Origin of the sequence: Clostridium collagenovorans DSM 3089 (assembly GCF_900130005.1) — a bacterium.
Classification (GTDB): domain Bacteria; phylum Bacillota; class Clostridia; order Clostridiales; family Clostridiaceae; genus Clostridium_D; species Clostridium_D collagenovorans.
In genome coordinates this window covers 46,687-60,394 of sequence record NZ_FQXP01000010.1, presented here as the reverse complement: position 1 = coordinate 60,394, position 13,708 = coordinate 46,687, and the positions used below count along the sequence as shown (strand labels likewise).

Below are 13,708 nucleotides of genomic sequence, written 5' to 3'. Positions count from 1 at the left end.
CCCCCCATTTTTATAAAATCTTATTTGACATATTTAAATTAAGAGATATAATAATCATATGATATTAATTCTCATTTTCATTTCTACAATTGTATATTATCACGATTTTTTTTATTTTTCTTTATGTATATTTAGCTTTTTTTAATTATATTGAGTTAAAAGAAAGGATTTATTTATGTTTGACGTGGAATGTGTTGCTAAAAACTTTTTTGATTGTTGTAATTTACCTATATGTATCTTTGACTATGATTTCGAACTGCTTCATAGTTATGGCTACAATTATTCTTATGAAGATATGTTCAAGAATTTAAATTTAATTAATGATATGAAAAACAATTTAATAAATTGCTCTTCATGTATTTTAAATTTTAAAAAGAACCTTAATTTTTTATGTATAAAATCATCTAAGACTATAAATTTAAACATGAGTTTTCTCATAGGGCCTTTTAAGACAGGCTTTGTAGATACCTCTTCACCCTTTATTCCATTTAAAAGTCCTACTTCTATGAAATACATAGAAAAGTTACTTATGTTTATAATTAGTGAAAATCTAAATGAAAAATATGGACATGTAAAATATTCTTTATACGTAGTAAAATCTTTAGATTACATTGAAAAAAACTATTCTGAAAATATAAGTATAGATTCACTGTGTAAGGATTTAGGTATTAATAAAAGTTATTTTTGTAGTTTGTTTAAAAAAGAAACCGGATTTACCTTTGTAAATTATTTAAATAAATATAGAGTTGATAAAAGTAAGCAACTTCTTGAAAATTCTAATTTAAGTTTAATGGATATTTCTTTAGAGGTAGGTTTTAATAACCAAAGTTATTACAGTACTGTATTTAAGAAATTCTCAAATAAAAGTCCCTTAGAGTTTCGTGAAGAAGTACTAACTAATCATATTTAGATAATAAAAATATATTTTTAAGCATAAAAATGCAAACAAGCTCTCCTTATAGAACTAGTTATATTAATTAACTATTTTCCATAAAGAGAGCTCATTATGTTCTGTATCTTTTATCTTATTCTACTTATACATTTGTATTGTCTTTTCCGTGTTTTCTAATAACTCATTTAGTTGGATTACATCCCCCTCTTCAAGCAACATGCTAAGTTGCTCTCTATACCTTGCAACCTCCCCATGCTTCCCCAAGGAACCTAATTCAGTTATATTATACATAATGTCTGAAATTAAGTTTGATTTTACTTCAAAGAGTTTTTGAGCATCCTTAATTTCATCCTTAATTTCTCTCATATCTTGATCTAACTTAAAAGCAGCATCTGCGGCACTTTTAAGCTTTTCCTTTACATGCTCTGGTATAGCATGCTTATATTTATAATTTAATGAGTGTTCAACTGTTGCCCAAAAGTTCATAGCTAATGTTCTTATTTGAAATTCAGCTAAAATTTCCTTTTCCCCATCAGCCATATACACAGGATATTTTATTATTACATGATAACTTCTATATCCACTATTCTTAACATTAGTAACATAGTCCTTTTCATATATAATAGTCATGTCTTTTCTTTTTCTCATTATGTCTACAACTTTTTCTATATCATCTACGAATTGACACATGACTCTAAGTCCTGCTATATCTTCCATTTCATACTCTATTCTATCAATAGGAATATGAAACTTATTAGCTTTCTCTAAAACACTTGATATTTCTTTTACTCTCCCAGTAACAAATTCAATTGGAGAATATTCATTATTTCTTCTACATTCTTTTCTTATACTTCTAAATTTAACCTTTAACTCTTCTACGGCTTGTTCGTAGGGCATTAGAAAGGTTTTCCATTCTTTAATAGCCATACTTCTTACCACCCTTTACATATTTAATGTGCATATATATACTATACCCTAAATCCATAAATTGAAAATTATATTACATGTTCTTAATATATAACTTCAAAGGAATTATCTACTTCTGCAACTCCTCTTAAGTTTATTAAATAACCATAAGTGTAGTTAGAACTCCTTTAATTTACCCATAAGAACTATTACTTAAACTTGCCTCTAAATAATCTATTTATCTTTTATATGCTTAATTTTAATAATCCCTTTCAACTAAATATTATAATATTTTTACAGGTTTAAATTGCAAATAATCACAAGAGGTCATTATAAATTCTATGCCTTCATACTCACCATCAAAACATGTTTTTAAAGAAGGTCCATGTAAATGTCCGTATATAACCTTCTCAACAGGATATTCCTTTAAAACTTCTATTATCTCCTCACACTTAAACTTCTCATTAATAGGGGGATAATGTAACATTACTATAATTTTAGTATATCCAGCCTTCATAGCCGCACCTAAAGATAATCTTAGTCTTATTAATTCTCTTTTATATATCTTTTCATCATGAGTATTAAAGTTACTAGATCCTGGACAAATCCACCCTCTAGTACCACAAATAGCATAATCTTCATAGCTATAAAAAGTATTTTGAATAAAATTCATATTTTCATATAATTTATTTAGCTTATTTATACTACTCCACCAATAATCATGATTTCCCTTTACAAAAATCTTTTTTCCTGGTAGTTTATTAATCCATTCTAAATCTTCTAACCCATCTTCTATTTTCATAGTCCAAGATATATCACCTGCTATTAAGACAGTATCTTCTTCTTTAATATTTTCAAGCCAACTTTCTTTTATCTTTTCCTCATGCCTAAACCAATTATCACCAAAGATATCCATTGGCTTATTGGCATTCAAAGCTAAATGTAAATCTGATATTGCCCATAACGACATTTCATCACCTTTATTTCTTCTAGTTTATATTACTTTCTTCTCAATAATTTTATCATAGTTTTATTCATAGTAGAAATAAAAAAATTCTATATATGTATTTTTCAATAAATAATCTCAAGTGTATTTTGATTTTTTCTTCTAATTTACTTAATAAATACAGGCATAAAAAATGACACTTATCCCTTAGTGACAAGTGTCATTTAAAATTATTCTGCTACAACTCTATAGAATTTCTTTTTACCTTTTTTAACTAAAGCTCCATCTACTAATTGAGCTTCAGCTAAAAGTGCATTAGGATCTGTAATTTTTTCATCGTTTACATATAATCCACCTTGCTCTATTAATCTTCTACCCTCTTTCTTAGATGGTATAATTTCAGTTTTTAATAATATATCAAGTAATGAAGTATTAACCATATCCTTAGTTATAGTTACTGTTGGAACATTAGCCATATCGCTTCCTGAACCAAATAAAGCTTGTGATGCTTCAGCAGCCTTTTGAGCTTCCTCTTCACCATGTATAAGCTTAGTTACTTCAAAGGCTAATATCTTTTTAGCATCGTTGATTTGAGAGCCTTCTAAAGCTGCAAGTCTTCTTACTTCATCCATTGGAATAAATGTAAGTAATCTTAAGCATTTTTCAACATCAGCATCAGCAATGTTTCTCCAGTATTGATAGAACTCATATGGAGAAGTCTTGCTTGGATCTAACCATAGAGCTCCATTAGCTGTTTTACCCATTTTCTTTCCTTCACTGTTAGTAAGTAAAGAACATGTCATAGCAAAAGCAGGTTTTGATTCTTTTCTTCTTATTAAATCCATACCAGCAATCATGTTAGACCATTGGTCATCTCCACCTAATTGTACTGTACATCCATATTTTTGATTTAAAACTAAGAAGTCATATCCTTGCATAAGCATATAGTTAAACTCTAAGAATGATAATCCTTTTTCTAATCTTTGCTTAAAGCACTCTGCAGTTAACATTCTATTAACTGAGAAGTGACATCCTATATCTCTTATAAATTCTACATAATTAAGGTCTAATAACCAATCTGCATTATTTACAAGTATAGCTTTATCCTCACTAAAATCAATTAATCTTTCTAATTGTTTTTTTATGCAACTAACATTATGTTCTATATCTTCTTTAGTTAGCATTTTTCTCATATCTGTTCTTCCTGATGGGTCACCTATCATTGCAGTTCCACCACCAACAAGTGCTATTGGTCTATGTCCAGCTCTCTGCATGTGAGCCATGAACATCATTGCAATAAAGTGTCCAACATGTAAACTATCAGCTGTTGGATCAAATCCTATATAAAAGGTAACTTTCTCTTTACCTAAAATATCTTTTAGCTCTTCATGAGTAGTTTGTTTTATGTATCCACGCTCTGTTAAAATATCGTAAACGTTTGACATCTATGCCACCTCCATTTTGTACTACATACTATTTTAACATTTATTCATTATTTTGCAATTCTATTTTAACACTTAAAAGCATAAAAGTGAAAAGGGGGTCTGTATATTTTTTATACAGACTCCCTTATATATTAATTGTTTTGAAAGTTACCCTAAATAAAATTGTATTTTCTCAAGAAATCCGGAACTAAATCTTTATGCGAGCTGATATTAATATACATATCAACATCAAATTCATCACTTATTTTTTCTAAATCATTAAAAAATTGATTAGAGTCTTCTAAGCTCTCCGAAGTGTTTTTTAAAAGTCCATCTACAAAAATGCTCTCAACATCATAGTCTTTAGCTATAATTCCACTGATTAAACCATTCATCTTAGATAAGTTATCTACATTAAACTCATTTAAAGCTATAAATCTAATATCTCTATTTAGCGCCCTTGCAATTTCATGATTAGAGTCTATAAACACTAAATTTCCTTTTGCATCCCTAAGTTTTTCATTAGCTAAATCAATCAAGATTTTTGTTTTACCTGATCCTTTTACCCCGCAATTTAAATATATCATTAGAGCTTCCCCCTTGAAAATATTATAAAACTTTAGAAAAATATAGTTCTGGATAAGATATTCAATTAATTTTACGATTCTATATTCCATTTTCTTATTAATATATATTATTCTAAATTATAAATATTTATAACTTAAAATTTGTATAAATATCCTTGATAAAAACCTTTTATACTACATTAAATAACTTTATAATTTTAATTTTTTATTGAAAATTTCCTTATTTTGTTTTATTAATAGGTGGAAATATAACCTTAAAGCAGTTTTCTGATAAAGAATTTATAAATCTAACTCTTCCCTTTGGTTTTAAGTTCTTTTTCATAGTCTCAAATCCACTATACTTTTTAACATATCTAGTACTTTCCATAACTATAATTTTTTCATATATCCACATGTTTCTTCTTATACTTACGGAATTGTTATATTTTTCAGTCATCATTGCTCCTGGACTAGTTATAATTATTCCCTTTTTACTTATTTCAACCTCTATGCATTTATCAAAAATCGTATAATCTCTATATAACACTGCATTTTTTATAGCTTCATTAATTGCATTGGATATTAGTAAATTATCTCCTATTACTTCATCTATTATTTCCATACTCTTTTCAATAATAGAAATTATATCACCTTGCACAATGAAATTCTCTTTATATTCCTTATTAATCTTATTTACTATTTTCACCATATTATGTGGAAGATATATGCTATTATCTTGGCAAAATACTAATAAACCACCTAAGGTTGCAATATACTTTCCACTTTCCTTTTCTCTAGTTACTATACCTATATTCTCCATAAGTTCATTAAAATCATTTTCACTAAAATATATACCTTTTTTCTTTATATAATCTTTAACTAAATCCTTATTTATATGATCTATATTACTTCTTACTACTGGAACTAATTCTACATCTAAATTAAAACTTTCTGTTAGATAATTTGCAACTTCAACACGTCTCATGAAATCTGTAGTAGAGCCTCTTCTTATTACAAAAGCTCCATTCTCTCTTATTTGATATGGCTTTTGCCTACCATCATATATTGTTATTACTGCAATATATTTTCCTTCTATTTGAACAAAATCCAAGGATATTGGTACAGGTGGATCTATTCTTGAACTTATTATTTGTTGAATTTTTTCTTCTCCATAATTATTAGGATCTATTCCTATTATATTTTTACTTTTATCTTGTACACCTATTACTAAATATCCTCTTCCACCTCTTGCATTTGCAATAGCTGCTACATCCTTAGCAAATTCCTTCTTACCACTTTCTAAGGATAAATCTATGGTTAATTTAAAATCTAATTTAGTACTTTCTTCTTTCTTTAATAAATTTTTCACTTTATTTATATTCATAATCACTTCTCCATTGTATGATTATTTCCATCTTAATATTATTATACAATATTTACGTCTTTCAATTACAAGTTAATAAAATAAATAAAAATAAGTTTATTGGGAACAATAAACTAGATTGAATATTTTACAAAGAAAATTAAACACAAAGGATTAAACTACTAAAAATTCATTTTTTGTGGATTTGGCAGTCTGAATATGGACTCTAGGAGGGTAGAACACTTATGATTAGACTTATATTAGGTTTAATTACTATGAGCATCTTAATAATGTTAATGTTCAATAGTAGCATACATGTATTTAATGTGTTGCTTATAGGAACATTACTTTTACTTATTGTTGATACCATAAGAGTTAAAACTAAGAATATGTAACTAATTTAAATTATACAATTTAATTATTAATTATATTTTAAATTAATACTCAATAAAAATGGGACTATAACAATAAAGAATATAATAATAATATATATAATATTTCATAAGAAATACTTTATTATATATCATTATTAAACTTTTATGCTACAGTCCCATTAAAACTAAAAAACAAAAATACATGATAAAAATCAAAATTAAAGATTGTTATCTTACCTCTTTTTTAGTTTTATCTATTCTCTCTTAGCTTTTTTAAATTTTTTCTTTTTTAAACTTTTCCTATATTAGATAATACTAATCCTTTATTATGATCTAAAGCCCAGCTTATTCCCCACTCATTATGGAATAATAAAATATCTCTGTCTCTTAAATCCTTAACTAACTTAGTATCGCTTGTTAAGTTTAACTTATCAACAGCCATAGGTGACTCTTCAATCCATCTTATATTAGTATAACCCTGTCTCTCCATTTTGATATCAACATTATACTCATTCTTAAGTCTGTACTCTAAAACTTCAAATTGAAGTACACCAACAACTCCAACTATAATTTCCTCTACACCCATGAAAGGTAGCTTAAATACCTGTATAGCACCCTCTTGAGATATTTGAGTTATACCTTTAATGAATTGCTTTCTCTTCATTGTATCTACAGGTTTAACTCTAGCAAAATGCTCAGGAGCAAAGCTTGGTATACCCTCAAATTTAAATTTCTTAGGATTCTTGCATAATGTATCTCCTATACTGAAAATACCTGGATCGAATACCCCTATAATATCTCCTGCATAAGCCTCTTCTATTATTTCTCTATCTTGTGCTAAGAATTGTTGAGGTTGAGTTAATCTAATCTTATCTCCCCCTTGAACGTGGTTAACTTCTAAGCCTTTTTCAAACTTACCTGAACAAATTCTCATAAAGGCTATTCTATCTCTATGTGCCTTATTCATATTAGCTTGAATTTTAAATACAAAGGCTGAAAATGGCTCTTCGTAAATATCAATTTCCCCTATATCACTATTTCTAGGTGATGGAGGTAATGTTAACTTTAAGAAGTCATTTAAAAATGGTTCTATACCAAAGTTAGTTATAGCACTTCCAAAGAATACTGGAGTCATTTGTCCGTTTACAACTTTATCAAAATCAAACTCATCTCCAGCTATATCAAGAAGTTCTATATCTTCTAAAAGTTTATTATAGTAAGATTCTCCTAAAATGTCTTCTGCTTTAGGATCATCAAGTTTTACCACAATATTCTCAACTTGTGATTGTCCATGGTTTCCACCATTAAATAATTGAATCTCTTTATTTTCTCTGTTATAAACACCTTTAAATTCTCTACCACATCCAATTGGCCAGTTCATTGGATAAGATTTAATACCTAATTCATTTTCAATATCCTCCATAAGTTCGAAAGGATCTCTAATTTCTCTATCTAACTTATTTATTAAGGTAAAGATAGGTATTTCTCTCATACTACAAACGTGGAATAACTTTCTTGTTTGTGCCTCAACACCCTTTGCTCCATCAACTACCATTACTGCACTATCTGCAGCAATAAGTGTTCTATAAGTATCCTCACTGAAGTCTTGGTGTCCTGGTGTATCTAGAATGTTTACACAGAACCCATCATAATTAAACTGCATAACTGAAGATGTAACAGAGATACCTCTTTGCTTTTCTATCTCCATCCAGTCTGAAACAGCATGCTTAGCAGCCTTTCTTGATTTAACAGAACCAGCTTCTCTAATAGCTCCTCCGTATAATAAGAACTTCTCTGTTAAAGTAGTCTTACCAGCATCGGGGTGAGATATTATAGCAAAGGTTCTTCTCTTTTTAATCTTATTTATTAACTCTTCCACTTAATTTTCTCCTTTTCTATATAGCTTATATAAATCTTATTTTCCTTTATTCAAGTAATAAGTTATGCTTTAAACTTCTACTTAATATAATTTAAAACATTTCTTATACCTTATTAATTCATTTGATTAATATATAAAGTTTAAGTTTAATTTACATTGGTATTCTCCTAACTCAATTTAATATAATATATAGAAACTTTATATTATATTTTTGCATATACTATAAAGTGTAAACTAACATACTTAATTTAAAACATAAATACTCAATAAATACCTTATATTTTATTATATCCTTAAAATCTGCTATTACACCACTTTTGATTTTAACTATATTGTTTCCCTCTGTCAACTTATCCACAAGTTTTTATAAAGTTAAATATTTTTCTACATATTATATTTAAAAAATTATATATTAAAAGCTCATTTAATTACTATTTTGATTTTCATATTCAAGTGAATTTTTTTCCAATTGAAAAACATTTTTATTCCCAATTAAACCTTCATATCATTTTCAATTGATAATCAAATCCATTAAACTTATTTTCCAAAAACCCTTAACATTTCTCATTTTTTATAGTACTATAACTAGTATAGTTTTATTTTTTAAAACTCAATTGATAATAAGAGGAGGATTATTCCATGGAAGACAGACTGGAAATTGGGGTTAAAGTTAGTAAAATAACCATCATCGGTAATGCTATTTTATCCTTCATAAAAATATTAATAGGATTTGTTTCAAGAAGTAATGCAATGCTTGCAGATGGAGTCCACTCTTTTTCTGATGTAGTAAGTACAATAGGCGTTATAATAGGACTAAAGCTTTCTCATAAACCTGAAGATAAGGAGCATCCATATGGTCACGAAAAAATCGAAAGTTTATCCTCCTTATTCTTAAGTCTTATGCTCTTAGCAGTAGGTATAGGAATAGGCGTTTCTGGAGTTAGAAATATTTTAGCTGGAAACTATATAGTACCAGGTTCTTTAGCTATATTAGGTGCAATCATATCTATAATCACTAAAGAATGGATGTATCATTACACAATGAAATATGCAAAGATTATAAATAGTTCTTCCTTAAAAGCAGATGCTTGGCATCATCGTTCAGACTCACTTTCTTCTATAGGTGCTTTAATAGGAATTATAGGTGCAAGATTAGGTTTTCCAATCTTAGATTCATTAGTTGCTTTAATAATAAGTATTTTAATATTAAAGGTAGGCTATGATATAGCAAAACAAAGCATTGCTCAAGTCATAGATCAGTCTGCTAATGAAGAGATTGTTTCTGAAATAGAGGATAAAGTGAAATCTATTGAAGGTGTAAAAAAAATAGATACGCTTAAAACAAGACTTCACGCTAATAAAATCTATGTAGATATAGAAATCTCCGTAGATTCAGATATCCCCGTCAAGTCCGGACATGATATAGCACAAAAGGTCCATAACTTAGTTGAAGAAAACTCTGATGTAAAACATTGTATGGTTCACATAAATCCTTATGTAAATAAGTAATCCTTATTAATAATAAAAACCCACGAGTTAACTCATGGGTTTTTATTATTAATTACTTAATTAGCATTTTGGCAATTCATATATAATACTATAGAGACATAATCTCCATAGCTGTATTAGCTCTTTCCTTGGTGTCACCATTTAATTCTATGTACTTTATATGTTCTGCATCTAAAAACTGTTTTATAGCTTCGTCTATTGCTATTGCCAGTTGTTCATTTTGCCATCTTATGCCATCTTGTTCATATCCAAATTCTCTACCAACATAAAAAATGTAATCATATTTAGATATATCCCTTAAGGCTAATTTATATAAATCTTTTAAAATCTCAATTTCCTTTTTGCTTCTTTCTTTGCTACCCAACATAAATCTACCATAAACATAAGGTATAAAGGTTGCATAGTCAGTAACAGCATAGTCATGAACGCTTAAAGATTCCTCTAGCATGGATTGTCCAAGATATATACCATATTGCTCTGATATACTTTCAATCATACCTTTCTCTTTTAAATAAAGAGTAGAATATTCTGGTTCACATCCAACATCTAACCCTTTCACCTTCATATCTACATATAATTGTTGCATAAGTGTTGTTTTCCCACATCTTGGTCCACCTAGTATTGCAATCCTAGTTGTCATGATTTTAGCCTCCATCTGTTTTTAATCAAGGATTATATTATATCAATTTTTCGTATGTTTTTCAATGTAACAATAATTATTAAAATAATTTTCCTTCAAATCTTTTTAATTTCATTTATGTAATAAATACTCATGTTATATCTTGTAACTAAGTACCTCTATATTAAAATAAATTCTTTTATATTTATTATGAAAGAGTTGAAAACCTCTCTCCATAATACCTTAACTATATCTAATATAAAATTAAAAGCTTAGGTATACCATTCAATTATAAATCTATAAATCAAGGTTTCTACCTAAGCCTAATTTTTAAGTTTTACTTTTTTAATATTAACTTATAAAATTATCTAGGAATAAATCCTATTTTCTTTTGCATTTTTCTTAAAGTTTTTCTTGAAACATACTCAGCCTTTTCTGCACCTCTAGTATATATCTCTTCTAACTCTTTTTTATTTACCAATAAGTCATTAACTCTATTTTGAATTGGTTCAAGTTCCTTAACTATAGCTTCTGCTACATCAGACTTAAACTCTGAATACCCTTTACCTTCATATTTAGCTTCTATTTCTTCCTTAGTCATACCTGTAATACACCCTAAAATAGTCATAAGGTTTTTAACTCCTGGTTGCTCATCACAGTACTTAACTACTCCTAAACTATCTGTAACTGCTCTATTTACTTTTCTTCTTATAGTATCTGGGTCATCCATCATTAAGATATAGCTATTTGGATTATCATCTGATTTAGACATCTTTCTAGCTGGATCTTGTAAGCTCATAATCTTAGCCCCAGCCTCTGGTATATATCCATCTGGAACCTTAAAGGTTGGGCTATATACCTTGTTAAATCTATCAGCTAAATCTCTAGCAAGTTCTAAGTGTTGAGTTTGATCCTTTCCAACTGGAACTAAGTCAGTTTGATATAATAATATATCTGCTGCCATCAATACAGGATAAGTGAATAAGCCTGCCCCTATATTGTCTCCTGCCTTCTTAGACTTATCTTTATATTGAGTCATTCTACCTAATTCACCCATATATGATGAACATGTTAATAACCATGCACATTCACTATGTGCTGGCACATGTGATTGTATAAATAAAGTATTTTTTTCTGGATCTATACCTGTAGCTATATAAATAGCTAATAATTCTAAAGTTCTCTTTCTTAAATCTTTAGGTTCTTGTTTAACTGTTATAGCATGTAAATCTACTACGCAAAAATAACATTCATATTGTTCTTGAAGTTTAACCCAGTTTTTTAATGCTCCTAAATAGTTTCCTAAAGTTAAATCTCCTGATGGCTGTATACCACTAAATATTACTTTCTTATTTTCTTCCATTTCTATCATCCCTTCTTTTCAAATTAAGCTATATATTATAGTCATTTTAAATTCTTAAAATTTTATTTTTAATTAATAAATGTATTTCATATTTTTTTATAATATAAAAGCCCTATGATTCTTTAATAATCATAGGGCGTAATTAACGCGGTACCACCTAATTTTCAGAAGTTAAAAACTTCCTCTCAATAGATACTTATCATATCTTGCTCTTATAACGTAGAGCCTACGTGAAAAACTACTATAATTTCATCCTCAATCTCAGAAACCCATTCAATTTAAGCATAACTACTGCACTCACACCCTTTGCAGTTCGCTGAAAGTCTGTTTTTAAACTTACTTACTTTTCTTCACAGATTTTAAATACCATATTTATTTCTTATATTTTATAACTATCTTATTCCTAAAACTGTGTTTTGTCAACACCTCAAAGGTATTTTGAAAGCATTATTTATACTTTACTTTTTTCTTTTAAAACTTAACCTTATATTATGTCTTTTAGCTTAATATTATACTTTATTGACAATAAGTTATTACTCTTAATAGTTATGTTTTTATATTTTAGTGGAATACTAATCTTATAAATTTATAAGGAGTGATATACATGAGTAAAAATCAAAAAACTACTAGAGATAAAATCAAAAATCCTAATATGAATACTTTTACTACACCAAATATGCCTGACCCAGCTACAGACCCTATAGTTTGTAATAATATAGTTAATGCTGAATTTGACTATACTTATGACTCTAATAGAGATAATTATACTAAGGATGCTAATCCATCTAAAAAGCACAGATAACTTTTAACTAACCAACTTTTTATTGAGTTTTATATACATGGCTAATATAATTAAATAGTAAGGAAATTTAAAATTTTCTAACTGAATTTTATGGACAATAGTTTTCTATTGTCCATTTTAAATATACTTTAAGGTTGGTGTTTATTATGTTAACTATATATGCCGTGTCAGATTCAATCGGAGAAACAGCTGAATTAGTTGCTCGTGCCTCTGCTCAACAATTTCATCATGATGTTATTGTAAAGAGAGTTTCTTATCTTACAACATTAGATGCTGTGGATTCCTTCATCAATTCTCTAGATTTAAATAATACTTCTAACCCTATTATGATAGTATCAACTATAATACTTCCAAAGGTTAGAGAGTTCTTAACTCAACGTTGCGTGGAAAAAAACATAGCTATAAGCAATGTTTTAGGACCCGTTATAAGTGTAGCTTCTTCTCTCTTAAAGACAATGCCTGATTATAATCCTGGGGCTGTATGGAAAGTAGATGAAAACTACTTTAAAATGATTGAAGCTATGGAGTTTGCTATACAATATGATGATAGTAAGGATCATAGCGGAATTAAACATGCTGATGTTGTACTTATAGGATTATCAAGGACCTCTAAAACTCCAATTTGTTTATGCTTAGCTAATAAAGGTATCAAAGCATTAAATATTCCTTTAATTCCAGAGGCACCTGTGCCAGAAGAATTATTTGAAATTGATAGAAAAAGAGTTATTGCTTTAACTATAAATCCTTTAGAACTTATTAAAATAAGAAAACACAGATTAGATAAGTATACTGTTGCTTTAAGCAAAAATACCTATGCAGACGAAGGTAGAATATTAGAAGAACTAGAATACGCTGATAACATCTTTAAACGTTTACGTTGCAAGACTATAGATGTAACAGATAGAGCCATAGAAGATACTGCTCTACTTATTACAAAGCATTTAGAATCTATAAAACCAGAATAATTATATACATATTTAATAAAACAATAATGCTCTTACTTATATACAACATTCAATTAGTACTCTAAACTTTAATTTATAAGTAGTTATATTTATTAATGAC

Annotated in this window: 13 protein-coding genes and 1 other annotated feature; of the genes, 5 read left to right on the top strand and 8 right to left on the bottom strand. The window is 28.0% G+C overall.

Annotated elements, in window-relative coordinates; genetic code table 11:
• Window positions 1-175 precede the first annotated feature (175 nt).
• A complete protein-coding gene (locus BUA48_RS12175) occupies window positions 176-910 on the top strand; it encodes a helix-turn-helix transcriptional regulator (RefSeq protein ID WP_072832343.1) in 735 nt (244 codons plus the stop codon).
• Window positions 911-1,030: 120 nt separating this feature from the next.
• Here BUA48_RS12175 and yjbM read toward each other — a convergent pair whose 3' ends face one another.
• From yjbM to BUA48_RS12150, 5 genes are all read right to left on the bottom strand, one after another.
• Window positions 1,031-1,819 (bottom strand): GTP diphosphokinase, encoded by a 789-nt coding sequence (gene yjbM, locus BUA48_RS12170; protein WP_072832342.1) that lies wholly within the window; start codon window positions 1,817-1,819, stop codon window positions 1,031-1,033.
• A gap of 262 nt (window positions 1,820-2,081) precedes the next feature.
• Window positions 2,082-2,768, bottom strand: coding sequence for a metallophosphoesterase (locus BUA48_RS12165; protein ID WP_072832341.1), 687 nt, complete (start codon window positions 2,766-2,768; stop codon window positions 2,082-2,084).
• 206 nt (window positions 2,769-2,974) lie between these two features.
• A complete protein-coding gene (tyrS, locus tag BUA48_RS12160) occupies window positions 2,975-4,189 on the bottom strand; it encodes a tyrosine--tRNA ligase (protein WP_072832340.1) in 1,215 nt (404 codons plus the stop codon).
• A 152-nt stretch (window positions 4,190-4,341) separates the two neighbouring features.
• On the bottom strand, window positions 4,342-4,755 hold the full coding sequence (locus BUA48_RS12155) for a hypothetical protein (RefSeq protein WP_072832339.1): 414 nt from the start codon (window positions 4,753-4,755) through the stop codon (window positions 4,342-4,344).
• A 220-nt stretch (window positions 4,756-4,975) separates the two neighbouring features.
• Window positions 4,976-6,118: an RNA-binding domain-containing protein gene (locus BUA48_RS12150; RefSeq protein WP_072832338.1), complete on the bottom strand. Its 1,143-nt coding sequence runs from the start codon at window positions 6,116-6,118 to the stop codon at window positions 4,976-4,978.
• 224 nt (window positions 6,119-6,342) lie between these two features.
• Here BUA48_RS12150 and BUA48_RS15645 point away from each other — a divergent pair, with 224 nt between their 5' ends.
• Window positions 6,343-6,492, top strand: coding sequence for a hypothetical protein (locus BUA48_RS15645; protein ID WP_178138983.1), 150 nt, complete (start codon window positions 6,343-6,345; stop codon window positions 6,490-6,492).
• A gap of 268 nt (window positions 6,493-6,760) precedes the next feature.
• Here BUA48_RS15645 and BUA48_RS12145 read toward each other — a convergent pair whose 3' ends face one another.
• Complete coding sequence (locus tag BUA48_RS12145; protein ID WP_072832337.1) at window positions 6,761-8,350, bottom strand: peptide chain release factor 3; 1,590 nt, start codon at window positions 8,348-8,350, stop codon at window positions 6,761-6,763.
• Between the two features lie 639 nt (window positions 8,351-8,989).
• On the opposite strand from BUA48_RS12145, the gene BUA48_RS12140 reads away from it, so the two are divergent.
• Window positions 8,990-9,859, top strand: coding sequence for a cation diffusion facilitator family transporter (locus BUA48_RS12140; RefSeq protein WP_072832336.1), 870 nt, complete (start codon window positions 8,990-8,992; stop codon window positions 9,857-9,859).
• Window positions 9,860-9,947: 88 nt separating this feature from the next.
• On the opposite strand, the gene BUA48_RS12135 is transcribed toward BUA48_RS12140, so the two are convergent.
• Window positions 9,948-10,499: an ATP/GTP-binding protein gene (locus tag BUA48_RS12135; RefSeq protein ID WP_072832335.1), complete on the bottom strand. Its 552-nt coding sequence runs from the start codon at window positions 10,497-10,499 to the stop codon at window positions 9,948-9,950.
• Between the two features lie 343 nt (window positions 10,500-10,842).
• Entirely contained in the window at window positions 10,843-11,841 is a 999-nt protein-coding gene (gene trpS / locus BUA48_RS12130) for a tryptophan--tRNA ligase (RefSeq protein WP_072832334.1), read from the bottom strand.
• A gap of 129 nt (window positions 11,842-11,970) precedes the next feature.
• Window positions 11,971-12,204, bottom strand: a binding site (T-box leader).
• 241 nt (window positions 12,205-12,445) lie between these two features.
• Here trpS and BUA48_RS12125 point away from each other — a divergent pair.
• Both BUA48_RS12125 and BUA48_RS12120 read left to right on the top strand, forming a co-directional pair.
• Window positions 12,446-12,643 (top strand): hypothetical protein, encoded by a 198-nt coding sequence (locus BUA48_RS12125; protein ID WP_072832333.1) that lies wholly within the window; start codon window positions 12,446-12,448, stop codon window positions 12,641-12,643.
• 146 nt (window positions 12,644-12,789) lie between these two features.
• Complete coding sequence (locus tag BUA48_RS12120) at window positions 12,790-13,608, top strand: pyruvate, water dikinase regulatory protein (RefSeq protein ID WP_072832332.1); 819 nt, start codon at window positions 12,790-12,792, stop codon at window positions 13,606-13,608.
• The last annotated feature ends 100 nt before the right edge of the window (window positions 13,609-13,708 follow it).